Genomic DNA, 25,837 nt, shown 5'->3' with positions numbered 1-25,837 from the left:
CGGCCTGCCACGAAGGAGCTTGCTGTGTACGACTACATGAAGGCCTATGCCGGGGACTGGTTCGCCTACACCCAGGTCACCGACCGGATGGTGCGCACCTTGGAGAAGATCGGCCCGGGCGGGGTAATCATCGCCGACGCCCTGGACCGGGAGTTCCGCACGGTGCACTCGCGCAGGGTCGACCCGGCCGACCGGACCCGCTTCATCGTCTACGGGCACGGCGACCTAGTCAGGGAGTTGCCCCTGTTCACCGAGGAGTTCGCCGACCAGGCCTGGGAGTACCTGGTGCCCGCCATCGACGAGACCTCCCGGGATTGCCTCGACGAGTGGCTGCACCAGGCCGCCTACATCCACCGCACCGCAGTACGACTGCGCCAGGAGATGAACGCCCGGGGGTTCGACCTCAACGGCCGCACCCGCTACTCCACGGTGGCCCAACGGCGGGCCTTCACCGACCACTACGCCGACCGGGCCCACCCGCGCCTGACCGTCACGGTCAAGGTCCCCTACGCCCACCCCCGGGGCGCGCTGTCCCTGGTACGGGTCTATGACCAGGGCCACCACGCGACCGGATGGCCCCGACACATCTCCAACCCGCTCATGACCGAGCCCGCCGCCCACCAGGTACGCGAGGCGGTGGACACCTACCAGCGCCGCACCCGCGCCTGACCACCGCTTTCTGCCGGGTCGCCCCACCACCAGGGGCGGGGCGACCCCACCCAACCCGCAACCCGAAGGGAACCGTTCGTCATGACCACCACCACGTCGGCCCCGCGCCGTACCGCGCCCCGCACCCGCGACCTCATCCTGACCGCCCTGGCCGAGGCCACCGAACCCGTGACCGTTACCGAGTTGGCCGAGGTTGCGGGGGTGGGCAGGTCGACCCTGGGCAAGCACCTGCCCGCGTTGGAGAAGGACGGGCTGGCCGTGCGCACCCCGGGCGGGCGCGACGGACGTCGTCGCCTGCCCGACACCTGGCAGGCCACCTCCACCGAAGGTGACACCACCAACGACGACGGGGGCGAGGAGCCGGAGGTGGACTCGGCCGACACCGTACCCGCAGAATCTGCCCCCGCCCCGGACACCGCATCCGAGCCGGTCACGCCTACCCCGCAGGCGCGGGAGGAGGAGTCTGTCCCACAGACGCGCACGGGTGAGGCCCCGGTCGAGGAAACCCCGAACGAGGAGGTGGCCACGATGACCTCGCAGACCCCGGACGTTCCGGCCCAGCCCGCCCCCACGCAGAACACCCCGGCCACCTCGCCCACGCCCCGGGCGGCCTCGCCCCGGGCCCACGTGACGACGACGCCGGACGTGAACCCGGTGAGCGGGTCGACCCGGCTCGCCCCGGGCGAGTTGAAGCTGATGGTGCGGGCGATCCTCGACTCCTCCCCGGGTGAGGAGTTCACCGCCACCATGATCAGCCACCTGTTGCAGGGCCGGTCGATCGGGGCGATCCAGAACAACCTCGCCCGCCTGGCCAAGGACGGCTACGCGGTGCAGACCTGCGACCGACCGCGCCGCTACCGGTCCGCCAAGGCCGCGAGCTAGTAACCCGCCCCGGGGGTGTGGGTGAACACCAGCCCACACCCCCACCTTCCAAATACCCCTAGGGAGTATGAAGTGTTTGATGGCATGTGGCCCTGGACCGACCTGGGCTGTGTGGAATGGGAGTACACCGTGGTCCTGGTCGCCCTGTGCGTGACGGTCACCCTGGTTGGGGTGGTCAACCGGACCCACCGGCTGTTGCGCACCTACTACGTCCAGAACCGGTGGCCCGGCATCGTGCACCGGGAAGACAAGGGCCCGGGGACGGTGTGCGGGGTGTGCGGCCACCACCTCGCGGTCCACGATGCGGTCACCGGCCGGTGCTGTCACGGCACCCCGTTGGACCACCTCGCGGTGATCATCGCCCTCCCACTCCCGTTGCTGGTGAGGGACATGGTGCAGGAGGCCGGATGCGCCTGCCGCCTCCACCGGACGGGCGACTGAGGCGACCACACACCACCGGGTGAAGGCCCGGGACCCACACCAGCGTCCGGCTGGTGTGGGTCCCGGGCCTTCAGCTTCCCCTGAACTTTTCCGGGGTCGGTGTCGCATTCGCGGTGGGGGCGTCTTCCTAGGAGGTCATCAGGGCGAAAAAGAAGAAGGAGGGTGCACCTGATGACACACCAGAGCTACGACACCCCCACGGGTCGACCGCCGCTGGCGGTGTGGCCGTGCGCACCGACCCCACACCACCCCACCCACCCCGCGACGGGCGAGGTGGTGCCGGACCGCCTGGCGCACCGGCTGGTGGGCGAGTACACCCGCCCCGGGCAGGTGGTCGCGGACCTGACCGGGAGCGGCGCCAGGGTGGCGGCGATCGCGAAGCTTCGGGGGCGCTCGGCCGAGGTGGCCGCCCGTGCGGTCGCTGACCAGAGCGAGGAGGCGGCGGTGTTCGGGGTGGCCTGGGCCGACCTGACTATCGCCCTCCTGCCCGCTGCCTGGGAGGAGAACCGGCGCGGGCACCAACGCCGCACCCGGGGACGGGTGGCCTTCGCCGCGACCCTCACCCGCCCGGGCGGGATCGTCGCCGTCATCACCCCCATCGGGCACGCCCCCACCGGAGAGGTGGTGGACCCCGCTCCTGGGGTGGTGCGGGCCGCCGCGTGCGCGGGGCTGGTGTACGTGCAGCACGTGATCGCGTTGACCGTCCCGATCTGCGAGGAAGGGCTCGGCGCCACCATCCCCGTTCGGGGCCGGGACCTGGATCCCGACGACGAGGAGGTGGGGGACGCCTTGCCGGCCTCGGTCGCCCAAGCGGCGGCCACCATCACCTCACCCGCGCACCTGAACGTGTCGGTGTTCCGACTCCCCAAGCGACGACGAACCACCACCGCGGAGAGCCGCGGGGAGGCGGGCGCGTGAACCAGGACCACTATGGCGACGATCTCGGCCACCTGCACCGCAGCCACGGCCACCCGTACGAAGGCGATGAGCACGACCAGGGCCCGCAGCGGGCTTCGGGGGCGGGCTGGTCGGTGTGGATCACCGGGCAACACCAGGCCCGTCAGCAGCGGGGAAGGAGGTATTCGCGGTTGTCGGTGGAACACCCCGCCAAGATGCTGCCCGCGATCGCCAAGCACGCCATCCGTACCTACACCCGCCCGGGGGAGGTGGTGTTGGACCCGATGTGCGGGATCGGCACCACCCTCGTGGAGGCCGTCCACCTGGGACGTGACGCGGTGGGGATCGAGCTGGAGCCCAAGTGGGCCTCCACCGCCCGTTTCAACCTGGAGACCGCAACCATCCAAGGAGCCCGAGGCCAGGGGCGGGTGCACACCGGCGAGGGGTCCGCGGTCGCCACCGAGCTGGCTGACTCGCCTTTGGTGGGTCGGGTGCGGTTGGTGTTGACCTCGCCGCCGTACGGGTCGATGACCCACGGCCAGGTCCGCTCCCGACGCGACGGCGCAACCGCGGTGGAGAAGTACGCCCACCTCTATGCCCGGGAGCGGGACGAGAAGGTCGCCAACCTCGCCTACCAGAAGCCCGAGGTCCTGTTGGGTTCGTTTTCCCGGATTCTGGCGGCGTGCCGCCCGCTGCTGGCTCCTGGCGGGGTGGTCGTGGTGACGACCCGCCCGTTCCGCAAGGACGGCCACCTCGTGGACTTTCCCGGTCAGGTGGCCGAGGCGGGCCGGCGGGCGGGGCTGGTGCAGGTGGACCGGTGCGTGGCGCTGCTGTGCGCGCTGCGCGACGGCGAGGCGGTGTCGCGAACCTCGTTCTTCCAACTCATCGAGACCCGGCGCCTGCGCAAGGCGGGGGTTCCGGTGCACGTGATCCAGCACGAGGACGCACTCGTCTTCACCAACCCCACGAGCGAGCAGGAGGTCCAGGCGGCATGACCCACGACCACGACTGCGACCACGCCCTCGAGGTGGGGCGCTCCCCGGACCGGTTCCGTGGTGCCGCCAGTGGTGAGCGGCGCGCTCGGATCATCGGCGACCTGCGGGAGCTGGCCGACTTCCTCGAAGCGCACCCGCATCTGCCGCTGAGCCCACACATGAGCGTGGACATCGCCTACTTCCCACGCACCGACTGCGACGCCGAAGCGTTCGCGGAGGTCTCCCGGGCCGGTGCCGTGTTGGGGGTGATGCCGACCTGGGAGGGGGAGCACCTGGTGGTCGAACACGTTCGGGGCAGCGCCCGGTATCGGGTGGTGGCGATCCCGGAGAAGGTGCGTGCCCAGTACCGGGCGTGGTTGACCTACACGGGCCACGTCCGCCCGGACTGACCCACACCCGCCGCCAGGGGCGGGGGACACCCCCGCCCCTGGCGGGCAGGCCACGGGGGCGCGTGTGGGGCGCTGTGTGGCCCCACGTCGCCCCCACCGCCCCGGGCTGGCCCCACCACCCCATCCGGGGGTGGTGGGGCCGACAGGGCCGCACACACGCCCTGACCAGTGAAAACGGCATATCGCCCGAATCGGGTGGGTGGTGAACGGGGGAGCGTGAAACCGATGGCGAACATAGCGAATCCGCTTGACCACCTCGGCGAGGTCGAGCGTGGATGTCTGCTGCCCCGCGACATGCGGGGCCGCGCACCGTATTCGTGCACGTCAACCACGGTGGGGAGGTGGGGCAGGTGAAGGAGGCGACTCCGGTGACGTTGGACGAGATCGGCTCCCTGCCGGTGGCCTTGGACCCGGTCACGGCCGGTCGGATGCTTGGCCTGGGCCGGACTACCACCTACCGCCTCCTCCGACAAGGCGCCTTCCCGGTGCCCGTGCATCGGGCGGGCAGGGCGTGGGTGGTGCCCACGGCGGGGGTGTTGGCCCACCTCGGCCTGGACGTCACGGTCTTCCACCGCGGTGGGTGCGGGTGTGGTGCGCGCGAGGACGACAGGAAAGGGAGGCCGTAGATGGCTTCTCAGGACGGGTCGGTGTTCAAACGCTGTGGATGCCGCCACGAGGCCACCGGCAAGCCGCTGGGTACGAAGTGCCCGAAGTTGCGCCGTGAGGACGGGGCGTGGAACCCCCGCCACGGCGAGTGGGCCTTCCAGTTGGAGTTGCCGCGCACCGGTGAGGGGAAACGTCGCCAGGCACGCCGGGGCGGTGTGGCGTCCCAGGAGGAGGCCCAGGCCCAGCTGGATCATCTCAAGGCGCTGATCCGCCTGGCCGAGGACGAGGCGGACGTCGAGGTGCAGGTCGCCGACCTCATCCAGCAAGCGCTCAAGGCCCGTCGCCCGTTGCCGGAGGCGGTCGAGGTCAAACGCCGTATCGGGGCGGGGACGCGTACCCGCGAGAAGGTCCCCACCGTCGCGCAGTGGCTCAAGGAGTGGCTGGACGGCAAGCCCGATCTGGCGCTGAAGACCCGGGCCTCCTATGAGGGGCACATCCGTAACCACCTCGTGCCGCACCTGGGGGCCACACGTCTGGACAAGCTCACGTCCTGGCAGGTGGAGGAGATGTTCGCCGCGATCGAGGAGAACAACCAGCGGATCCTGGAGTGCCGCGAATCCGACGAACCTAAAGTCAGGGCGTCCGTGCGGGGGCGGCGGGTGATCTCGCTGTCCACCAAACACCGCATCCGCGCCACCTTGCGGAGTGCGTTCTCCGAAGCGGTGCGACGCCCGGACCTGCCGGTGGCCGTGAACGTCGCCTCACACGCGCGTCTTCCCTCGTGTCCGCGCAGCAAGCCGTTGGTGTGGACACCGGAGCGGGTGCGCCAGTGGCAGATCGACGGGCAGGTACCAGGGGAGGTGATGGTGTGGACCCCGGAGCAGACCATCACCTTCCTGACCCACGCGAAGAAGTACCGGTGGTTGTTCCCGATGTTCCACCTGATCGCCGTTAAGGGCCTGCGGCGAGGCGAGGCCGTGGGTCTTCCGTGGGCGAATACCCGGTTGACCGATGGTCAGGTCGACATCCGCACCCAGGTGGTGACGCTGGGGTGGAAGACGATCACGACCGTTCCGAAGAGCGCGGCCGGACGGAGGACGATCACTCTGGACAAGGACACCGTCAAGGTGTTGCGTTCCTGGAAGCGGTTCCAGAACGAAGCCCGCCTCCAGGCGGGGCAGGGGTGGGTGGATTCGGGGTTGGTGTTCACCCAGCCTGATGGGTCGGGGTGGCATCCGGGGGTGGTGACCCGCTGGTTCAACCGGATCGTGCGGGCGGCGGGGTTGCCGCCAATCCACCTGCACGGGCTCCGCCACGGGGCCGCCTCCCTCGCGCTGGCTGCGGGGGCGGACGTGAAGGTGGTCTCCACCGAACTCGGCCACGCGACTACCCATTTCACGCAGGACACGTACCAGACGGTGTTCCCCGAGGTCGCCAAGGCAGCGGCCGAGGCAACGGCGGCCCTTCTCCGGCCGGTCCGCGCATAGCGGCGCCGTAGCTCGACCGGGGAGCACACCAGGAGCGAGAAGACGCCACCGACCCCGGGCTGCGCGGGAGACTCACCCGTGCTGGCCTGGGGTTTCCTCATGTTCGGGGGTGTCATCCCATCGGATCAAAGGTCCCCTGGCGGAGGACACCTCGGGTAGTTCATCCTGTCAGCGTGCAGGACCTGTTCGCTTGTGTGCCTCTCGGGTGGTGTGGGCTGAGCACACGTATCCGGTTGTGGACTAGGAAACTGACAGAGAGGGCTTCGCTCCGCTCGGTCTGGGATTTTCTCATGCCCTGTGAACGGCATCCGGTCTTGACGAACAGCCGGGTGAGGATGTGGCCGCTTTGCCCCCTCGCTAGGGAGCAAGGCCTCCCACTGCCGATTCTGCTTGCGGGAGGATGGCTGTCAAGATGGGCGCATGGCAGCTCAACCTATCCCTGTTGGGGGCCGTTGGTTTCCCTCGAAAACTGCGGCGAAAGCAGAGTGCAAGCGCATCCTGCACCACTACGAAATCGGTACTTCGGTCACCGAACCCGAGGATGAGCAGTTCCTTCTGGACCTCGTGCAGATGCACTCTGATCCGCCTCGGAAGATCGGTCCGGGAATCGAACGCTTCGAGGTGCGTGCGAACCCCCAGTACCCACGCAGCCGCTCGTTCTTCATCATCCGGACAGGCGGCACAGAGGACGACCTCGGTTATACGAAGCTGATCGATGGGCAAACCCACGCCCAGCGCGTCGCTGCGGCGATGCGCCACGAGATCAAGTCACAGATCGAGGATTTCCGCGCAGCCGAGTTCGCCAGGGCCGATCCCGTCAAGTGCCAGATCGAGGACACGGAGATCGCTCACCCTGGGGACTGCCATGTCGATCACGAGGATCCTGAGTTTTATGAGTTGGTGCAGCGGTTCGTGGACCAATGTGGGGGTTGGGACGCCTTCGAGCTGATGTCCCTGCCTGCAGGGAAGGGAGAGATAGCTCAGCGCTTCACGAACGGAGAGATCGCTTCGCAATGGTGCGCCTACCACTTCCAGGAAGCCAAACTTCGAATCGTGTCGGTGCAAGCCAACCTGTCGACTCTACGCAAAGGCAAACGGTTTCCTGGCTGAAACGGTGCTTGCTGGTGGCCATGGAGACCGGGGCGGGTTCAGGCGCGCTGTAACGGAATCGGGCCGCTTACGGCCACAGGCGGCCTTGTCGGCGCGACCAGGCCCCTGGGTGGCAACGGGGGTCAGGACAGCCCAGCTGCGGGCGTTTTGTGGCCGCCCGCTAGGACAGGCATGCCAGCTGTCCCGGCGGGGCCGATGTGGTGGCTGTGGGGCGCTGGTGGCCGAGCACCAGGGCGGCCCGGTTGGCGGTGTTCTCCTGGATCGGCCGGTACAACACCCGGCGGTGGCACTCGGCGAACGAGCAGATCAGGCAGGCCCGTAGCTCTGGGTCATGCGCCAGCGTGGAGATAGGCAGCCCAGAGGGAAGGCGTTTCAGGGAACTTGCTGCGGGCCACGCGGATAGCGTGGTGCAATGCGCGGGCTGCTTGGCTGACATCAGGAGTAGAGCCGTTTCCTGTGCTGGTGGTGAGGGCGGTATAGAAGTCGTTGGCCAGGTCGGCGGCGATGTCATCGTTAATGGCCCATAGGGTGCCGATGACGTGGGGGTATCCGGCGAGTTGGAAGGCTGAGGCCAGGTGGATGGCCTCGTCGATGAGCTCAGTACTGGCTGCCGCGGCGGTCTCGCAGGCCGACAGGTAGGCCAGGTGGACGTGGTCGAGCTGGACAGGGGCGAGGGCGGAGACTGTGAGCGGGGCGGTGTCGTGGTCGTGCAGCAGCAGGCGGCTACGGGAGGGGTCGGTGGGATCGCTGACGCCGTGGCAGGCGAAGTGCGCGATCGGGTAGGTGGGCAGCAGGTTGAGGACTTTTTCCCTGGTCGGGACAGTGCTCGCACCATCACTACCGGATGCAGGCTGGGCAGAGGTGTCGACAGGGTCGGGTTCGGTGAGCCTGACCGAACCGGGCAGGCGGGCATCGAGCCTGTTGGCCTCAGTGCGCACATAATCCAAGCGACCGGAGACACCCGGTGTCGTAGGCATCTCTACAATCAACGCCCGCCCAACCGTGGCGTCGGGAGGGTGCTGGCGAGCGTGACGCAGAGCGGCGACGGTAGGGGTGTAGGAGGAGACGACCCGGTCCATCACGGCCCGGGCGGCGGTGTCGGGCGGGCTGGTGTAGTGGCCAGCAGCGTGGACGGGCAGCAGACCCAGCAGTCCACCGGGCGCCCACCACACCCGGGGCCACCGCTCGTCGGATGCGGGCGGACAGTGGTGGCCCAAAGCCTCCAGGACAGGGCCAGTGGCGTTGTCCCACAGCCAGCCCAGGATCTGGACCAACTGGCGTTGACCCCTCTGCCGTTCGTGCGGTGCAGGACCGTGGCCGGCAAGGTGCAGGGCCCGATGGAATGCGTTGACCTGATCGATCACCGTTTTGATGGGCAGTCTGGGCAGTGGCAGGCAGGTGATGCCCTCCTGAGTGAGCAGTAGCGCGTCACTGCGGTACCGGCTGGTGTTGAACATCACCACCGCACCGTGTGCAGTTTGGGCGAGGAGTTCCTCAATGGACGGCGGCCTCGCAAAGGACTCGAACCCGGGCAGGGAACGAATCTGGTTTAGTAGGTCAGCAAACTCGTCTGCTAGTCGCCGCCGGTCCCGCACGGTGCGGTCCGGCTCTGCGGATGAGCTGTTCCCATCTCCACGCTGCGCGGTGATGGGAACAGGGGCATCGGAGGTCTGGTCGAGCAGTACACGCAGTTCGATGAATCGGGCAGCCAAGTTCGAGTACCGATCAGCGAGGTCACTCAGATCGGTACGGACATGTAGCGCTTGGCTAAGAAGCACCGCCCGGCCAGCTTCCAGCAGCCGCAACGCCATCCCCGCTTTTTCGTTGGCGGGCGTGGTGGGGTCATCGAGCACCAGCGCGGCCGCGTCGGCGGCCAGCCCGGCGAATCCGCCTAGCGCGTACTGCTGGTCTGCCCGCTCAAGGTGACGTGGTGCAACCTCGGGCAGCAACCGTACCGCGCGGTCCAGCAGTTCCGCCGCCTGGTGTGGTTGAGCCCGGGCTGTGAGCTCGCTCGCCGCACGGGCTGCCCGGATACGGGTTGACGGCGCTGCCACATCGACGTCCACCGCTTCCTGAAAGTGGGTGACTGCCTTGTTGAGGTCGGTCAACTCCCCGGTCCGTTCGAACCGGATTCGTAGAGAAGCTCCGAGGTTGGACAGGCACATCGCGCGGTCAGGGTGGTCAGTGGAAGTGATGTCCACCGCTTCCTGGCCTGCTTGTATCGCCTTGTTGAGGTCGGTCAACTCCGTGGTCCGTTCGAACCGGGTTGCCAGAGAAGCTCCGAGGTTGGACAGGTACATGGAGCGATCGGTGGGGGTGGGGGCGGTGTCCACCGCTTCCTGAAGGTAGGTGACTGCCTTGTTGAGGTCGGTCAACTCCCCGGTCCGTTCGAACCGGATTCGTAGAGAAGCTCCGAGGTTGGACAGGCACATCGCGCGGTCAGGGTGGTCAGTGGAAGTGATGTCCACCGCTTCCTGAAGGTAGGTGACTGCCTTGTTGAGGTCGGTCAACTCCGTGGTCCGTTCGAACCGGGTTGTCAGAAAAGCTCCGAGGTTGGACAGACGCATCGCGCGGGTGATGTGGTCGGTAGAGGTGGGGGCGGTGTCCACCGCTTCCTGAAGGTAGGTGACTGCCTTGTTGAGGTCGGTCAACTCCCCGGTCCGCATGAACCGGGTTGCCAGAGAAGCTCCGAGGTCGGACAGGTGCATGGAGCGATCGGTGGGGGTGGGGGCGGTGTCCACCGCTTCCTGAAGGTAGGTGACTGCCTTGTTGAGGTCGGTCAACTCCCCGGTCCGTATGAACCGGATTCGTAGAGAAGCTCCGAGGTTGGACAGGAGCCTCGCGTGGTCAGGGTGGTCAGTGGAAGTGATGTCCACCGCTTCCTGGCCTGCTTGTATCGCCTTGTTGAGGTCGGTCAACTCCCCGGTCCGTTCGAACCGGGTTGTCAGAAAAGCTCCGAGGTTGGACAGACGCATTGCGTGGTCAGGGTGGTCAGTGGAAGTGATGTCCACCGCTTCCTGGCCTGCTTGTATCGCCTTGTTGAGGTCGGTCAACTCCCCGGTCCACACGAACCGGGTTGCCAGAGAAATCCCGAGGTTGGACAGACGCATCGCGCGGTCAGGGTGGTCAGTGGAAGTGATGTCCACCGCTTCCTGAAGGTAGGTGACCGCCTCGTTGAGGTCGGTCAACTCCCCGGTCAGCACGAACCGGATTCGTAGAGAAGCTCCGAGGTTGGCCAGGCGTCCAGTCCGGCGAGGGTGGCCGGTTGGGGTGGAATCCAGGATGTCTTGCCATAGTGCGACAGCGGTAGCAACCAAGCCGAGGTCGGTAGAGGTGGATACACGCCGGAGTAGGGGGAAGGTAGAGGAGTCCACCTGGTCAGCAAGAGTGGGCAGCAATTGCTCGGGAAGTTGGGAAGCAGCGCCAGCAATGAAGCAGGGCGTGAGCATCTCAATGGCAGTCTGCAGATCCTCTCGGTCTTGGCCTACAGGCAGAGCCAGATAGCGGTACCAGTGCAGCAAGCCAAGCAGGAACCGGGCTTGTAGGTCATCGTTGTCGCGCGCCAGCGCGATGAGCTGGCGTGCTTCCTGGACGGCCCGGGGCTCCAAAACCGGTGCCAGTTCCTCCAAGTCCTGTACCCGCTGCAACCGGTGCTCCACCGCTGCCTTCAGCGCTGTGTACGGGTCGGCTGTGTGTTCTTGGTTCGGCCCCATGCGCGCCTCCCCGTTTTCTCCTCAGACTGTGTCTACCCTTGGAGACAGGGCCGTCCACACTGTTTGGTGAATCCTGTGACGTGCTGAAACGTTACCTTGGTGGACATCGCGGGCTCAGGATTCCCAGTGAGGTTCCCTCGTACTCGCCCTTTGGGGGATTAATGGAGAAACTGATAACAAAAGAAGACAGAAAGCGGTTCTCGACCAGGCTGGCGTATGCGTGCGAGCATATGAGCGAGTTCCGTGCCGCTCTAGGCGATGACGGGACTGATGCCTCAACCCCTCTACAGCGGCTACTGTCTGCTCTGCAGACCGAGCCGCAGCAGAACAAGCAGACCCTCATCCTCCTGTTGCGTGATCTGCATGACGCAGTGCGGGTCAAACAAGACCAACAGGGCGTGTATGGGCCCGCTGACCGCAGCCTCAAAGCGAATGGGGTGCCGAGCCTGGAGATCGTGTACAGGTGCCCGCTCGGATACTGTATTGGGCGCAACCGCAGCGACATTGCCCAGCCTACGCCTCGCTGTAGCATTAACGGGCAGGAACTGGAAAGGCAACGGCTCCCCTGATGGGCGAGTTGCTGACCGAGTTCGGCAAGAAGCTCGCTGAGCGGTGGCTGTCGTTGCTGGTGCTCCCCGGCGCGCTCTACCTGGCGGCCGCCGCCACCGCCCTCATCCTCGGCCACACCTGGAACGTCGGCCCGCTCAGAGAGAAGATCACCGCCTATGCCCAGTCCCCGATCGCGTCCAGCTTCGGCGGTCAAGCGGTGCTGTTGGCCACGCTCCTGGCTGGTGCCGCCGCGGTTGGGCTGGTTGCCCAAGCCTTGGGGACACTCGTTGAAAGGGCCGCGCTGGCCACGGACTGGCATGCTTGGCGTCGCCCGCTATCGAACCTGGCTGACTGGTGGGTCACTAAGCGGCAAGGCCGGTGGGATGAAAAGGACAGTACCCACCGCAACGAGCTTGACCGGGCACGTGATCCCTGGCCCGAGGCTCGGCCTGACCGTTTGGCTCGGCGCCGGGCAGCCCGGGACCGGGACCGGATCGCGGTGGAACGGCCCGAGCGGCCGAGTTGGAGCGGCGATCGGATACACGCTGTAGCAATCCGGTTGGACCACGACTACCATCTCGACCTAGCCCTGGTATGGCCGTTTCTGTGGCTAGTCCTGCCCAATCGGGTTCGCGACCAGGTCGTTGAGGCCCGTACCGCCTTGTCCCGTGCGTCCACCCTGGCCGGGTGGTCACTGCTGTACCTCCCGTTGGCCTTCTTGTCGTGGCCGACCGCTCTTCTTGCCATTGTCATCGCTGCTACCGCTCGCTACCGTCTCCGCGCCGCGACCGATACATATGCTCGCCTTTTGGAAGCCGCCGCTCGCCTGTACACTGTCTCGCTGGCCGCTCAGCTCGGCATCGACCACGATGGCCTCCCCACCCCCCGCCTTGGCGACGTCCTCACCCAGCACTTGCGGACCCAACTCCCGCCCCCACCGGAACAGGGGTAACCGACGGGTGCGGCCCCGTGGTGATACTGCTCGGCGCGAAAAACCGGGAGCTGTGAGCAGCCGCTCAGTAGGATGGACGTCGGGTCAGTGAATGGACCCAGCCCCGGAATCGATGGCTTCCGGTCGCAGGCCCCGGGGCGCACAGAGCCGGATCCGGGAACAGGCGGCAGGGCAGCCTCGCGCCGGAAGACACCGCTGAAGGGCTGTCAGGGCCCGCTGTCGGCGGAGGTCTGCAGGCCGACACCACCTACAACGCCGCAGGGCTCTCGCCTTGGCCGTCACTATCAAACGCCACGCTCCACCCCGGCGGCACCATCACCCTCTGCGCGGCTGCTGCGGCCGCCGGACAGTTGCGGACGGGACGCACAGCGCAACTTCCCGCGCGTCCTGCCGCCGAGGCTTCAACAAAGATCCTCACGTCCGGGCCCGACCGTTCTCCGAACTCGTCGACATCAGCCAGTGCGGACAGAGACAGACCGTTCCCCGAAGCCATCCCGAAACGTTCCCCGTTCTCATCGACGTAGCCACTCCCGTTGACGGCAGGGGGCCATCCCGCGCCTCGGGTGGTACGTAGGGCCGTCCCAGACGGGGTGCCTAGTTCCGAGACGCGGTATCGCTGGTTCACAGGCGTAGAGCCAGGGGGGTGGTGTCGGGGTGAAAGGTCGTGGCGAGTGCGGCCAGAGGTTCGCCATGGGGACCTCCCTCGAGATCCAGGTGCGCCCCGATCCCCTGGTCGCCGCAGGGCGTGGTGTCCGTGTGGGCGGCTGACACCCTGGGACGGCCCTGGGGGTAGGGGTGGGGGTGTTGGGACGGGCGCGGCGCTACACGGCCGTGTCCGTCCCTGCCGGGGCGTTGGCGCGCGGACACGGCACCGTCCCCGGAACGCCCTGCAGGGTCACGGGATGGCAAAATGCTCCGCGAGGTGGGGGTCCACCTGTACGGGACCTTGCACTGGGGAGCACACGAGGAGCAAAATCCGCCCCCAGACGGGCCCCGCACCTCGCCTGTTCGACTCGCATACCCCGTTTGACCTGGGGTTTTGTGGCGCACCCGGCAGGATTCGAACCTGCGGCCATCGGATTAGAAGTCCGGCGCTCTATCCACTGAGCTACGGGTGCCTGTTTCAATTGTCGCCCTGCGTGTCAGCACGTTGCCGTGCCGTTACCCTTGGTGCGGGCGGAGCGCTGTCTCCGCGTGGGTGGGCGGGGGCCGGGGGCGGCGACCTGCGGCCGGAGGGTCCGTGTCGTGGTGCCGGTGGCTCCCGGGGAGACATTCTAGGGTATTTGTCTGATGTCGCCCACAGGAGGGCAAAGTCTGACCAACTACGGTCATTCGTAGATGCGTCTCGTTACCACTCGTGCTCCACCAAACCGGGTGCTATGGGCCTCGTGCACCACGTTACCGGTGATTAACCCCCGATGCCGTGCTGCGCCGCTGGCGTTTCGCGAAGTCCGGCGGGGCCGCCTCCGTCCGGGGCGGCCCGGCGGGTCAGAACATCCACCACTGACCCGCGAGGAGCATCATGGACGCCAGCGTGACGAGCATGTGGTTTTCCCTTCAGGGTCGACTGTAGGGCGCTCTACGTGTATGGGCGAATACATTGCGTGGCAAACGCTGGTTTGCTGTGGTTTGGGGTTGTCTGGGGCCGCTGTTGACGCGGCTACCGTGGTCGCGTGCGATCTTTAGGACTGTTGGCGGGATTCCTGCTGGACACCGTGGTGCCGGACCCCCGTCAGGGACACCCCGTGGCGCTCTTCGGCGCCGCTGCCCGCAGGTGGGAACGGCTCGTCTACCGGGACTCCACCGCTGCCGGGGCGCTCTTCACCGCGGGCGCCGTCCTGCCCGTGGTCGGGGGCGGGCTCCTGGCCGGTCGGGGCGTCGTCCCCACGGCCGTCACCACCTGGGCGACGCTCGGCGGCGCCATGCTGGGGCGTGAGGCCGAGCGTGTCGCCGACGCGCTCGAGGCCGGTGACCTCGAGTCCGCCCGAGCGCTCCTCAGCGGTCTGTGCGGCCGCGACCCCTCGGAGTTGGACGGGGACGCGATCGCGCGGGCGGTGGTGGAGTCCGTCGCCGAGAACACCTCCGACGCCGTCGTCGGGCCGCTCGTCTGGGGTGCGCTCGCCGGGGTTCCCGGACTCGCCGGGTTCCGCGCGGTGAACACCCTCGACGCCATGGTCGGCCACCGCAACGCCCGCTACGCGCGTTTCGGCGCGGCCTCGGCGCGCCTGGACGACCTCGCCGGGTGGGGACCCGCGCGCCTCACCGCCCTCCTGACCGTGCTCGCCGCCCCCGTGGTGGGTGGCGACGTGGAGCACGCCTGGCGGGTGTGGCGTCGTGACGGCGACGCGCATCCGAGCCCCAACGCCGGTCAGTGCGAGGCCGCCTTCGCGGGCGCGCTCGGACGCACCCTGGGCGGTGTCAACGTGTACTCGGGGCGCGAGGAGCGCCGTCCCCTCCTGGGGGACGGGCCGTCCGCGGGGGTCGCCGACATCCGTCGCGCCGTGCGCCTGGCCAGGGCGGTCAACGTCCTGGCCCTCCTCGTCTCGGCGGGTGCGGCCGCCCTGCCCGGTTCGCCGGCCAGGGCGGCGGGAGGCGTCACGCGGCGAGGCTGCGCGCGTAGTTGACCTGCTCGTTGATCTGGTGGGCCGTGGCCGGGGACACGGCCGGGATTTGTGTGGCGTGGTAGGTGCCGTGGCCCTGGACGGTCACCTGGACGTGCCCGTGTGTCTTCTGTTCCTTGACGAGGAGGAAGAGCAGGCCGAGGAGGCACGTCCACCAGAAGACCAGGATCGCCGTGATGACGGCCCAGGTCGGCGTGTTCCTCTCGGTGCGGCTCATGTCGGTGACCGTCCACACCGTGCCCCTGATCGGGAAGCGTCCCGCGGGTGTGATCACCGTGCTCTGGGAGACCGCGATGTCTCCGATGGTCATCAGCGGGGTCTCGTTGGGAACCTGCGGCACGGGGGGCTGGTATCCACCGGTTCCCGACTGGTAGGGCTCGATCGCCCCGCCCATGTGCTGCTCCGGGGGAAGCCCCCAGCCGGGGGTCTCGCCGCCGGGCTGCTGCCACGGGTCGCCCGGATTGGGGTTGGGGTACTGGTTCATGCCGCGATTGTGTCAGAGCCCCCGGGCCCGTCGGGTGGAAACGGACGCCGGGTGGGATCCGCGTGCAGTTGGGGCGTCGTGGACACGGCGGTGGATGGCCGGATGTGGCCACACGCGACCGGTGATGACGGTGCTTGCACGGGCCGTACTCCCATGATTCGCACTGCTTGTGGCGCAGATCACTTCAAACCCGCGTGATGTGTGGTGCCGCGTTCGCCTCGCGACGCAAAACGTGAAAGTCTTTCGCGATTAGGTTACCTGTGCGTAACATTCCGCTGACCCATCGCCAACCCCCAGGTGGTGACAGCACGTGTTCCCCCGACTCAGTAGACGGCTGCGTGCCGGTGCGGCGGGTGCCGCACTCGCGGTCACGGCGGCGACCGCCGGCGCACTCCCCGCGACCTCGGCCTCGGCCGATCCCCAAGCCCTCGTTCCCGAGGACTACTGCGCGCCCGAGGGATGCCACGACATCCTGCCGCCCGGGCAGAACGGCAACGCGACCCTCGCCGAGATCCTCGGCCACCAGCTCTTCGGCACCCGGCCACCGCACTCGTCCAGCCAGCTGGACATGTACGACAACCTCGTCCACCACTACGACGGCCTCACCGAGGACGGACTGGACGACTTCTTCCTCGACTCCACGTTCGGGGTCGCCTCCGGCGACGTGGGGCGCGAGTACCGGCCCCGCGAGGACGTCACCATCGTCAGGGACGCCGGCCACGGCATCCCGCACATCACCGGCACCACCCGTGAGGGCACCATGTTCGGCGCGGGGTACGCCGCCGCCGAGGACCGCCTCTTCCTCATGGACGTCCTGCGCAGGGTCGGCCGCGGCGAACTCACCCCCTTCGCGGGCGGGGCCGCGGGCAACCGGGCCCTCGAACAGGACCTGTGGCGCACCGCGCCCTACACCGAGGAGGACAAACAGGCCCAGATCGACCGTGTCGCGGCCAGCGGTGAGCGAGGACGCCAGGCGTTGGAGGACGTCGACGCCTACCTGGACGGCGTCAACACCTACATCCGCGAGTCCGACCAGGGCCGCTACTTCCCCGGCGAGTACGTCCTGACCGGGCACAAGGACGCCATCACCAACGCCGGTGAGATCGAACCCTTCACCCCCACCGACGTGGTCGGCATCGCCTCCATGGTCGGCGGCATCTTCGGCGGTGGCGGCGGTGGGGAGGTCCGGTCCGCGATCGTCCTGGCCAACTTCCAGGACCGCTACGGCGCCGAGGAGGGCGCCGAGCTCTGGGCGGACTGGCGTATGGAGAACGACCCCGAGGCCGTGGTCAGCGTCGACGGCGAGTTCCCCTACACCGGTACTCCCGACAGCCCGGTCGGCGAGGTCGTGCCCGACCCCGGGTCCGTCGAGCACTACGACATCGTCCACGACGAGTACGGCTCCGCGGCCTCCGGTGAGACCGCCGACCCGCTCGCCGCGCAGGCGGTTCCGTCGGCGGAGGAGTCCGAACCCGAGGACGCCGCCGACCCGCCCACGCTCGACGACCTCTCCGAGTCCCAGCAGGAGCAGGTCGAGGAGATGGCCGAGGACGGTGACGTGGACTCCCTGGAGGGCGTCTTCAACGACGGCGTCCTGCCCGACGGCTTCACGGACCCGCGCGGGATGTCCAACGCCCTGCTCGTCTCCGGCGAGCACACCGAGAGCGGCAACCCCGTCGCCGTCATGGGCCCCCAGACCGGCTACTTCTCCCCGCAGCTGCTCATGCTCCAGGAGCTCCAGGGCCCCGGCATCAGCGCCCGGGGCGCCTCGTTCGCGGGAGTGAGCTTCTACGTCCAGATGGGCCGGGGCGTCGACTACGCCTGGAGCGCCACCTCGGCGGGCCAGGACCTCACCGACACCTTCACCGTCGACCTCTGTGAGACCGACGGGTCCACTCCGACCACCGGCTCCCGCTCCTACGTCGACAGCGCCGGCGACTGCGTCCCCTTCGAGGAACTCAGCGTCTCCAACGACTGGGAGCCCACCGTCGCCGACCAGACTCCGGCGGGCGGGTACACCCTCACCTCCCTGCGCTCCGAGTACGGTCTCGTGCGGTCCTTCGCCACCGTCGACGGAGCCCCGGTCGCCTTCACCTCGCTGCGCTCCACCTACATGCGGGAGGTCGACTCCATCATCGGCTTCCAGCGGTTCAACGACCCGGACGAGATCACCTCGGCGGAGACCTTCACCGAGGCCGCCTACGACGTCGGCTACGCCTTCAACTGGCACTACGTCGACGACGAGGACATCGCCTTCGTCAACTCCGGCGCCAACCCGGTCCGCTCCGAGGGCACCAACCCCAACCTGCCGATCGACGCCTCCTCCGGCGCGGGCTGGTCGGGCTGGGACCCGGTGACCAACGGGGCCGACTACCACCCGCTGTCCGACCACCCCCAGGCGATCAACCCGGACTACATCGTCAACTGGAACAACAAGCCCGCCCAGGGGTACACCTCCGGCTGGTCCACCGGTTCCGTGCACCGCGGCGACCTCCTCGACGTGCGTGTCTCCGGACTCGTCGAGAGCGGTCACCGGTTCACCACCGCCTCCCTCACCCGGGTGATGATGGAGGCCGGGACCGCCGACCTGCGGGCCCAGGAGGTCCTGCCGCTGCTCCTGGAGGTCATCGACTCCGCCGAGGTCGACGACCCCGAACTGGCCGCCACGGTCGAGGAGCTGCGCGCCTGGCACGAGTCCGGCTCCCTGCGGCGCGAGCCCCAGCGGGACGCCGGGTACTACGCGCACGCCGACGCCATCCGTGTGCTCGACGCCTGGTGGCCCCGCCTGGTCCGGGGGCAGTTCGAGCCGGGGCTCGGCGCTGACCTCTACACCGAGCTGACCCGCGCGGCCCGCGTGGACGAGTCGCCCTCCGGCAACGGTCACGTCGGCTCGGCCTTCCAGTACGGCTGGTGGTCCTACGTCGACAAGGACCTGCGCGCCGTGCTCGGCCACGAGGTCCGGGGACCCCTGGGCGAGACCTACTGCGGAGGGGGAGACCTCGACTCCTGCCGCACGGTCCTGCTCGACACCCTCGCGGACGCGGCGGCCGTCCCCGCCGAGGAGGTCTACCCGGGTGGCGGGCCCTGCTCGTCCGGTGATCAGGTCTGCGCCGACGCGGTGGTCCACCAGGCGGTCGGCGGGATCGGTATGTGGCCGATCGCCTGGCAGAACCGGCCCACCTACCAGATGGTCTACCAGTTCTCCGGCGGACGCTGACCCCCGTGCCCCGAGGAGCCGGCCGAACACGGGCCGACGCGGAGCGCGGGCCCGGAGCGAACACGGCCGCGGTCCGCGGCGGTTCCCCACAGGGGCCGCCGCGGGCCGCGGCCGCGTGTTCGTCCGACACGGACCGGCAGCTCTGCGTACGTCCGTTCAGCCAGCACTGTTCGTACGTACGTTCATCCTTCGTCCATCCCGCCGCATCGACGGCCGCACCGCCGATCACTCCGTTGAATCGCGTGCTTCGTCCGGCTCGTGTGGGTAGCTTAAGGATTACCCGATACGTCGCGGGAGGGCCGCAGAACATGCCTGACTGGCTGATCTGGATGATCCTCGCTGTCGCCCTCGGAATCGCCGAGGCCTTCACACTGACCTTCGTGCTGGGGCTCGTCGCCGTCGCGGCGCTCGTCGCCGCGCTCCTGGGCGCGATCGGACTGCCCGTGGCCGTGCAGATCATCGGGTTCGCCGCGACCGCCACCGCCGGTCTCGTCCTGGTCCGCCCGATCATCCAGAGGCAGATGACCCGCGGACCCGACGCCCGCTCGGGCGCCGCCGCCCTGGTGGGCCGCTCCGCCGTCGTCCTTCGGGAGGTCGACGGCGACCAAGGACTGATCAAACTCTCCGGAGAGGAGTGGTCGGCACGGTGCATCGACGAGGACCTGGTGATCCCGGTCGGCACGCACGTCGACGTCATGGAGATCGACGGCGCCACCGCCGTGGTCTACCCGCGGGAGGCCCTGCCCTGAGCCAGCCGGCGACGGGTACCGCAACTCCGAACAGTCCCGATCCCCATCCACGACCCCAAGGTCAGGTGCGGACATGATCGACCCGGTTATTCCCTTCGTCATCCTCGCGGTCATCCTCGTGGCCATCGCGCTGTCGGCGATCCGTATCGTCCCGCAGGCGCGGGCCTACAACATCGAGCGCTTCGGCCGCTACATCCGGACGCTCAACCCAGGGCTGAACTTCATCATCCCGGGCGTCGACCGCGTCAACACCAAGTTCGACCTCCGTGAGCACGTCTTCAGCTCACGACCCCAACCGGTGATCACCGAGGACAACCTCGTCGTCAACATCGACACCGTCCTCTACTACCAGATCACCCAACCCAAGGCCGCGGCCTACGAGGTCGCCAACTTCCTCCAGGCGATCGACCAGCTCACCGTCACCACCCTGCGCAACGTGATCGGCTCCATGGACCTGGAACGCACGCTCACGTCGCGCGAGGAGATCAACACCCGTCTGCGGGGCGTCCTCGACGACACCACCGGCAAGTGGGGGATCCGCGTCAACCGGGTCGAGATCAAGGCGATCGACCCACCGCCCACCATCAAGGAGGCGATGGAGAAGCAGATGCGGGCCGACCGCGACAAGCGCGCGGCCATCCTGCACGCCGAGGGTGAGCGCCAGGCCCGGATCCTCAAGGCCGAGGGCGCCCGGCAGCAGGCGATCCTGGAGGCCCAGGGCGACCAGCAGGCCGCGATCCTGCGCGCCGACGGTGAGGCCAAGGCCGTGGAGCGGGTGTTCCAGGCGGTGCACGCCAACGACGCCGACGCCAAGCTGCTCGCCTACAAGTACCTGGAGACCCTGCCGCACCTGGCCCAGGGCGAGGGCAACACGTTCTGGGTGATCCCCGGCGAGCTGACCGAGGCGATCAAGAACGTCACCCACGCCTTCTCGGGCGAGGCCGCCGCCTCCGTGCCCTCCACGGAGAAGGAGGCGGAAGGGGCCGAGGCCGGACCCGCACGGCTCACGGCGGGGGACGAGTCGGAGCGGTCCTCGTCAGAGCAGGCCGCGGTGGAGGCCGCCGAGGCGGCCGAGCGCGCGGTCGCCGACGCACGCGACGACGTGCGCAGGGCGGGCGCCGGCATGGGCGCGATGCCGAATCCGCGTGAGGAGTCCTGAGAGGAGCCGGGGAGCCGGGGAGGGCCCGCCGAGCCCCCGAATCCCCGGCCCGGGGATCAGACGAGCAGGAGTTTCCCAGCGGTCCTTCGGGCGGCGAGGTCGCTCTGGGCCCGTCCCGCCTCGGCCAGCGGGTAGCGTCCGCCGATCCGAACGTCGAGCCGCCCGCCGGCCAGCAGTCCGAACAGGTCGCGCGCCCGTCCCAGCAGTTCCTCGCGCTCGGCCACGAAGGTGGCCAGGGACGGCCTCGTGAGGTATACCGAACCGGCCTGGGTCAGCCGCAGCGGGTCGACGGGCGGCACCATCCCACTGGACTGACCGAACAGCGCCAGCACTCCGCGCGGGCGCAGCGACGCGAGGCTCGCGTCGAAGGTGCTCCGGCCGACCCCGTCGTAGACCGCGGCGACTCCCCGGCCGCCGGTGAGGTCTCCCACCGCGTCCGCCACCGAGGTCTGGGTGTAGCGGATGACCTCGTCCGCGCCCGCCTCCCGGGCGAGCAGTTCCTTCTCCTCGGTGGACACGGTCCCGATGACCCGCGCGCCCCGCTCCTTGGCCAGTTGGGTGATGAGCAGACCGGTTCCGCCCGCGGCGGCGTGCACCAGGACGGTGTCCCCCTCGGCCACGGGGTACACGGAGTACGTGAGGTAGTGGGCGGTGAGTCCTTGGAGGAGAAGCGCCGCGGCCTGCTCGTCGGAGACGTCGTCCGGGACCGGAACCGCGACGGAGGCCTTGACGACCGCCCGGTCCGCGTAGCCTCCGGGGGACATCGCCCATCCGACCCGCTGGCCGACGGACAGGTCGTGCACCCCCTCGCCCACGGCCGCGACGACACCGGCGGCCTCCATCCCCGGGACGAAGGGGAGGGGGACGTCGTACTGGCCCTCACGCTGGTAGACGTCGATGAAGTTGACCCCGCGGGCGGCCACGTCGACCAGGACCTCTCCCGGCCCCGGTTCGCGGGCGTTCGCCTCGGTCAGCCGCAGTACCTCCGGGCCGCCGTGTTCCTCGATGACGATGGCGCGCACTGGTCCACTCCTTCGCTGGGTCCGACTGCCCGCATCATGCCAGCCGGACCCGGCGCCGTCGCGCACCGGCGCCCCGGTTACTCGTCGGGGAGGATCTCGTGCACGGAGAAGTGCGTGTAGAGCACGCCGAGCGGGGCGCTCCCGGGCCCGCCGCGGAGCACGACCCCCACCCGGTGCCGGTCCTCGGGTTCCTCCGCGTCGTCCGGGAGCGGGTCGTCGTCGACCGCCTCGGCCGTGAGCTCCCCGTTGACCCACATGCGCAGCCGCATCGTCTCCTCGCCGCCCTCGTCGGAGTACTCGCACGCGAACGCGACGGTGTTGGTGACCAGGGGGTCGTCGGCGCCGATGTCGTAGGGGTCCGCGTCGTCCGTGCTCTGGGCGCCGCGCCCGTCGTCGTAGAGGGGGTAGGGCTCGTAGCCGGGGACGTCGAAGGTCTCGTCGAGGGGCTCCGAGCGGGGGTCGTCGCCGCCCATGACGACCCGGCGGATCTCGGCCTGCTGTCCGTCGTGGCGCAGGAGGGCCTCGTACATGCTGCGCGACTCCTCGCCCCGCCGGTCCCGGTTGTCCCAGCAGCGCACCCCGAACATGGCCTGGCCGGGCCCCTCGACCACGTGTGCCGTGGCTCTGACCAGGACGGACTCGGGGAGCTCGGCGTCGATGGGGGTGATCTCCCCGCGGCTCGGATTGTTCTCGGGGTCGAGCATGAGCAGCATTCCGCGGTCCGCCCAGTACCCGTCGTCCCGCTCGTCCTCCGGGTCGTAGACGCCGTTGTTCCAGTCCGGGTCGATCGCGAAGTTCTCCCCGTAGATCTCCTGCGTGTTCTCCGGCTGTCCGTCGCCGCCCGACAGCAGGGCGTAGCCTCCCGCGCCCGCGACCACGACGAGCGCGAGCGCGCCACTCCCGATGGCCAGGAGGCGGCCGTTGCGGCGCCGGAGCTGACGCTGGGGCCGGGGCGCGCCGTTTCCCTGCGGGGCGGGCGGCGGCCCTCCGGGACCTCCGGGCCCTCCGGGCCCACCGGGGCCTCCGGGCCCGTTCGGGCCGCCCGTCGCGAACCCGTGCTGGCCCCCGCTCGGGGAGTGTCCGGGCGGGTGGGCGATCTGGGGCGGGTGTCCGCCGGACGGCCCCTGGTATCCGGGGACCGCGCCCGGTGCCTGGTGGAAGGGGTGACCGCCCTGGTGCATGGTGCGCTGGGGGCCCGAGCCGGGGACCTGCGGCGGCTGACCGCCGTGCAGGGTCGGCTGGGGGCCGGAGGGCGGGTACGCCGTTCCGGGGGGAGGGGGCGACATGAACTCGGTCGGCGGGATCTGGTTCGGGTCCTGAGGTGTGGGGGGCGCCTGGGGCAGCTGTGCCGTGGGGTCCACGCCGTACGTGCTGGGGGGACCGGTCGGGGCGATCGAACCCGGAGGGGTCACGTCTCCGTGGGGCGGTGTTCCGTCCGCGGGTTCCGGAGCCGCCCCGTCGGGAGCCGCGCCCGGAACCGGGGAAGCGCCCGGTGATGCCCAGGAGGTGCTGATGGTGCGCCGGACCTCGGCCTCCGCGGGGTCGTCCTGCCCGGTCAGCCGGGCGAGGATCCGCTTGGCGCTCGGTCGGTTCGCGGGCGTCTTGTCGAGCGCCGCGGTGACCAGGGCGTGCAGGCTCGGGTCCAAACCGTCCAGCCGGGGAGGGGCGGAGGTGATGTTGTGCAGCACGGCCGGGACGGTCGCGGCGTCGAAGGGCGCGGACCCGGTCCCGGCGAAGGCGACCAGGCAACCCCAGGCGAAGATGTCGGCCTCCGGGCCCGCCTTGCGGCCGTCGAGTAGTTCGGGCGCCAGGTAGGACGGTGTGCCGATGAGTTCGCTGGAGCGGGTCATCCCGCCGTCCGTGCCGTCCAGCGCACGGGCGATGCCGAAGTCGATGACCTTGGGGCCGACGGTGGACAGCAGGACGTTGGCGGGCTTGAGGTCGCGGTGGATCACCCCGGAGCCGTGGATGGCGGTGAGCGCCGCGGCGACCCCCAACGCGAGGCTCTCCAGGGTGCCTCCGACCATCGGTCCGTCCGCGCGGACCTGTTCGTCGAGATTGGGACCCGCGACGTACTCCGACACGATGAAGAGCGGATCGCCCTCCAAGCGGGCGTCGATCACCCCCGCGGTCGAGAACCGGGCCACCCGCCGCGCGGACTCGACCTCGCGCGCGAAGCGCCGGCGGAAGGCCTCGTCGTCGGCGAGGTCGGGGCGGATGAGCTTGACGGCGACCGGGCGGTCCGAGGCGTCACGAGCGAGGTAGACCGTTCCCATGCCGCCCCTGCCCAGGCGGCTGACGATCCGATAGCCATCGAGTTCTCGTGGGTCCCCCGCGCGCAGTGGGGTGCCGCTCTGATGCCCGTTCGACGTCACAGTAGGGGGTCCTCGCATGGATCGGGTGATTCGCGTCCAACAGCGTACCGATGTCGCCGCGGCGGCGCGTTCCGGCAGGGTGGCGCCGGGCGGTCCGGTCGGGGGGCGTTCCTGGCCGCGGGGTGTGCACGGGGTCGTCCGGGCGGTGCGGTCAGCGGGCCGTCCCGCCGCGGGGGGTCGTCGGGGTGGATGCGTTCGCACGCGAAACGGTTCCACGGGCGCCCCGATTTCGCTAGTGTTAGAACACACGTTCGAACGCCGGTCTGTTCTTCCCCCGGGCGGGCGGTCCGGGGCGTGTGTCGGGACGGGGCGGTCGATGGTGAGGGGACGTGCGGTGGGGCGGTACTACGGGGCGGAGGTCACGGTCGTCGAGGACGCCGGGCGTCCGACCAGGTTCACCTGGAACGGGCGGGTGTTCGGGGTGCGCAGGATCCTCGACCACTGGGTGACCGTGCGCATGGACTGGAGTCCGGCCAGAGCGCCCCGGGTCCCCGAACGGCGCCACTGGCGGGTGGAAGCGGGGACCGCTCACGCGCAGGGGGTGTACGAACTGCGCCACGACACCGCGACCGGTGAGTGGCTGTTGTCCCGGGTCTGGGACTGAGGAGGTCTCGTCCGGACGCGGGCCCGCGCCCCGGCTCGGGAACGCGCCGACGGACGGGCCCCGCCGGCTGCCGGCTCGCCAGGACCTCCGGCCGCTGGCGCGGGTCCGTACCGCGTGCCCGGGGTCGACCTTGGGGCGTGACGGCGCGGCCGGGAGAGGCCCCGGTCCGTGCCGCGTGCCCGGGGCCGACCCCTCCACGCGCGGCGTGGACGCTCCCGCCGGTGTCCGTGGTCCGTTCAGCGGGCCAGGTCGGAGGGCACGAGGCTGTAGGCGGCCAGATCGGTGCGACCCTCGTGCAGCGGCATCGCGTTGCGTTCGATCCCCTCCAGGACGAACCCGGCCTTCTCCGCGACCCGCCGCGACCCCGCGTTCCCCGTGGCCGCCTTGAGCTCGATCCGTTGGAAGCCCTGGTTGATCGCCCAGCGCGAGACCGCCACGGTCGCCTCGGTCGCGAACCCGCGGCCGCGGCCCCACGGGGAGACCGAGTAGCCGAGTTCGGTCCGCATCGCGGGCCAGTCCGTGCGCAGCAGGCCGATCGATCCCGCCAGACGGCCGGTGTCCTTCTCCACGGCGGCCCAGTGCTGCCCGTCGCCGTTGGCGCGCAGGGCGGGGGCGACCTCCCCGCACCACCGCTCGGCGTTCTCCCGTGTGTAGGGGACGCCGGGTTCGGGGAGGGGGACCCACCGCTGGAGGGCGGGGTCGGTGTAGATCAGGAAGACGTCGTCGACGTCCTCCTCGACGAACGCGCGTAGTCTCAGCCGTTCCGTCTCCAGGATCACGGAGGGCAGGATCCGCTGCGCGGGGGAGGGCGGCGGGGTCTCGGGCATGGGTGTCGTGGGTCCTCGGTCGTCGGATGGTGCGCACACCCTATGCGCAGGGGAGCGGTGTTGCCCCATTGATGTGATCTACGCCGTAA

General features: G+C 69.3%; 20 protein-coding genes and 1 tRNA gene. 15 read left to right on the top strand and 6 right to left on the bottom strand.

Annotated features, from left to right (window positions below; genetic code table 11):
• The first annotated feature begins 24 nt into the window (after positions 1-24).
• The 9 genes from KIK06_RS14895 to KIK06_RS14855 all read left to right on the top strand — a co-directional run bounded on the left by KIK06_RS14895 (position 25) and on the right by KIK06_RS14855 (position 7,476).
• A complete protein-coding gene (locus KIK06_RS14895) occupies positions 25-669 on the top strand; it encodes a hypothetical protein (protein WP_268643597.1) in 645 nt (214 codons plus the stop codon).
• 81 nt (positions 670-750) lie between these two features.
• The gene (locus KIK06_RS14890; protein ID WP_268643596.1) at positions 751-1,551 is read left to right on the top strand and encodes a MarR family transcriptional regulator; all 801 of its coding nucleotides are present in this window, start codon (positions 751-753) and stop codon (positions 1,549-1,551) included.
• 72 nt (positions 1,552-1,623) lie between these two features.
• Entirely contained in the window at positions 1,624-1,992 is a 369-nt protein-coding gene (locus tag KIK06_RS14885) for a hypothetical protein (protein WP_268643595.1), read from the top strand.
• A 171-nt stretch (positions 1,993-2,163) separates the two neighbouring features.
• Complete coding sequence (locus tag KIK06_RS14880; protein WP_268643594.1) at positions 2,164-2,910, top strand: hypothetical protein; 747 nt, start codon at positions 2,164-2,166, stop codon at positions 2,908-2,910.
• The gene (locus KIK06_RS14875; RefSeq protein ID WP_268643593.1) at positions 2,907-3,884 is read left to right on the top strand and encodes a TRM11 family SAM-dependent methyltransferase; all 978 of its coding nucleotides are present in this window, start codon (positions 2,907-2,909) and stop codon (positions 3,882-3,884) included. The genes KIK06_RS14880 and KIK06_RS14875 overlap by 4 nt, the downstream gene beginning before the upstream one ends.
• Positions 3,881-4,273 (top strand): hypothetical protein, encoded by a 393-nt coding sequence (locus tag KIK06_RS14870; RefSeq protein ID WP_268643592.1) that lies wholly within the window; start codon positions 3,881-3,883, stop codon positions 4,271-4,273. Before KIK06_RS14875 ends, KIK06_RS14870 begins: the two co-directional genes overlap by 4 nt.
• A gap of 350 nt (positions 4,274-4,623) precedes the next feature.
• The gene (locus tag KIK06_RS14865; RefSeq protein WP_268643591.1) at positions 4,624-4,899 is read left to right on the top strand and encodes a helix-turn-helix transcriptional regulator; all 276 of its coding nucleotides are present in this window, start codon (positions 4,624-4,626) and stop codon (positions 4,897-4,899) included.
• Positions 4,900-6,366 carry a tyrosine-type recombinase/integrase gene (locus KIK06_RS14860; RefSeq protein WP_268643590.1) on the top strand — a complete coding sequence of 489 codons (1,467 nt, stop codon included), beginning with the start codon at positions 4,900-4,902 and terminating at the stop codon, positions 6,364-6,366.
• 420 nt (positions 6,367-6,786) lie between these two features.
• The gene (locus KIK06_RS14855) at positions 6,787-7,476 is read left to right on the top strand and encodes a DCL family protein (RefSeq protein WP_268643588.1); all 690 of its coding nucleotides are present in this window, start codon (positions 6,787-6,789) and stop codon (positions 7,474-7,476) included.
• Positions 7,477-7,805: 329 nt separating this feature from the next.
• Here the strand turns inward: KIK06_RS14855 and KIK06_RS14850 are convergent, their stop codons facing one another.
• Positions 7,806-11,189, bottom strand: a complete 3,384-nt coding sequence (locus tag KIK06_RS14850) for a CHAT domain-containing protein (protein ID WP_268643587.1) — start codon at positions 11,187-11,189, stop codon at positions 7,806-7,808.
• 568 nt (positions 11,190-11,757) lie between these two features.
• Here KIK06_RS14850 and KIK06_RS14845 point away from each other — a divergent pair.
• Positions 11,758-12,690 (top strand): hypothetical protein, encoded by a 933-nt coding sequence (locus tag KIK06_RS14845; protein ID WP_268643585.1) that lies wholly within the window; start codon positions 11,758-11,760, stop codon positions 12,688-12,690.
• Positions 12,691-13,732: 1,042 nt separating this feature from the next.
• Here KIK06_RS14845 and KIK06_RS14840 read toward each other — a convergent pair.
• Positions 13,733-13,808: transfer RNA gene (locus KIK06_RS14840), tRNA-Arg, on the bottom strand.
• 555 nt (positions 13,809-14,363) lie between these two features.
• Between KIK06_RS14840 and KIK06_RS14835 the strand changes: the two genes are divergently transcribed.
• Positions 14,364-15,314: a cobalamin biosynthesis protein gene (locus tag KIK06_RS14835; RefSeq protein WP_268643583.1), complete on the top strand. Its 951-nt coding sequence runs from the start codon at positions 14,364-14,366 to the stop codon at positions 15,312-15,314.
• On the opposite strand, the gene KIK06_RS14830 is transcribed toward KIK06_RS14835, so the two are convergent.
• The gene (locus tag KIK06_RS14830; RefSeq protein ID WP_268643582.1) at positions 15,286-15,795 is read right to left on the bottom strand and encodes a hypothetical protein; all 510 of its coding nucleotides are present in this window, start codon (positions 15,793-15,795) and stop codon (positions 15,286-15,288) included. The two genes, KIK06_RS14835 and KIK06_RS14830, sit on opposite strands and share 29 nt — an antisense overlap.
• Before the next feature lie 310 nt (positions 15,796-16,105).
• Between KIK06_RS14830 and KIK06_RS14825 the strand changes: the two genes are divergently transcribed.
• The 3 genes from KIK06_RS14825 (at position 16,106) to KIK06_RS14815 (ending at position 20,920) form a co-directional block, all read left to right on the top strand.
• Positions 16,106-19,012, top strand: a complete 2,907-nt coding sequence (locus KIK06_RS14825; protein WP_268643581.1) for a penicillin acylase family protein — start codon at positions 16,106-16,108, stop codon at positions 19,010-19,012.
• Positions 19,013-19,320: 308 nt separating this feature from the next.
• Positions 19,321-19,761, top strand: coding sequence for an NfeD family protein (locus tag KIK06_RS14820; RefSeq protein ID WP_268643579.1), 441 nt, complete (start codon positions 19,321-19,323; stop codon positions 19,759-19,761).
• A 73-nt stretch (positions 19,762-19,834) separates the two neighbouring features.
• A complete protein-coding gene (locus KIK06_RS14815) occupies positions 19,835-20,920 on the top strand; it encodes an SPFH domain-containing protein (RefSeq protein WP_268643577.1) in 1,086 nt (361 codons plus the stop codon).
• Positions 20,921-20,976: 56 nt separating this feature from the next.
• Here KIK06_RS14815 and KIK06_RS14810 read toward each other — a convergent pair whose 3' ends face one another.
• Complete coding sequence (locus tag KIK06_RS14810) at positions 20,977-21,942, bottom strand: quinone oxidoreductase family protein (RefSeq protein ID WP_268643576.1); 966 nt, start codon at positions 21,940-21,942, stop codon at positions 20,977-20,979.
• Between the two features lie 77 nt (positions 21,943-22,019).
• Positions 22,020-24,317 carry a serine/threonine-protein kinase gene (locus KIK06_RS14805; protein WP_268643574.1) on the bottom strand — a complete coding sequence of 766 codons (2,298 nt, stop codon included), beginning with the start codon at positions 24,315-24,317 and terminating at the stop codon, positions 22,020-22,022.
• 316 nt (positions 24,318-24,633) lie between these two features.
• Here KIK06_RS14805 and KIK06_RS14800 point away from each other — a divergent pair, with 316 nt between their 5' ends.
• On the top strand, positions 24,634-24,921 hold the full coding sequence (locus KIK06_RS14800) for a DUF6504 family protein (protein ID WP_268643573.1): 288 nt from the start codon (positions 24,634-24,636) through the stop codon (positions 24,919-24,921).
• A 236-nt stretch (positions 24,922-25,157) separates the two neighbouring features.
• On the opposite strand, the gene KIK06_RS14795 is transcribed toward KIK06_RS14800, so the two are convergent.
• Entirely contained in the window at positions 25,158-25,748 is a 591-nt protein-coding gene (locus KIK06_RS14795; protein WP_268643572.1) for a GNAT family N-acetyltransferase, read from the bottom strand.
• Positions 25,749-25,837: the final 89 nt, after the last annotated feature.

Source organism: Nocardiopsis sp. EMB25, assembly GCF_026797795.1.
In the GTDB taxonomy this organism is placed as follows: Bacteria; Actinomycetota; Actinomycetes; order Streptosporangiales; family Streptosporangiaceae; genus Nocardiopsis; species Nocardiopsis lucentensis.
Note: the sequence above shows the minus strand (reverse complement) of the source record. Positions and strands in the feature narration are given on the sequence as shown.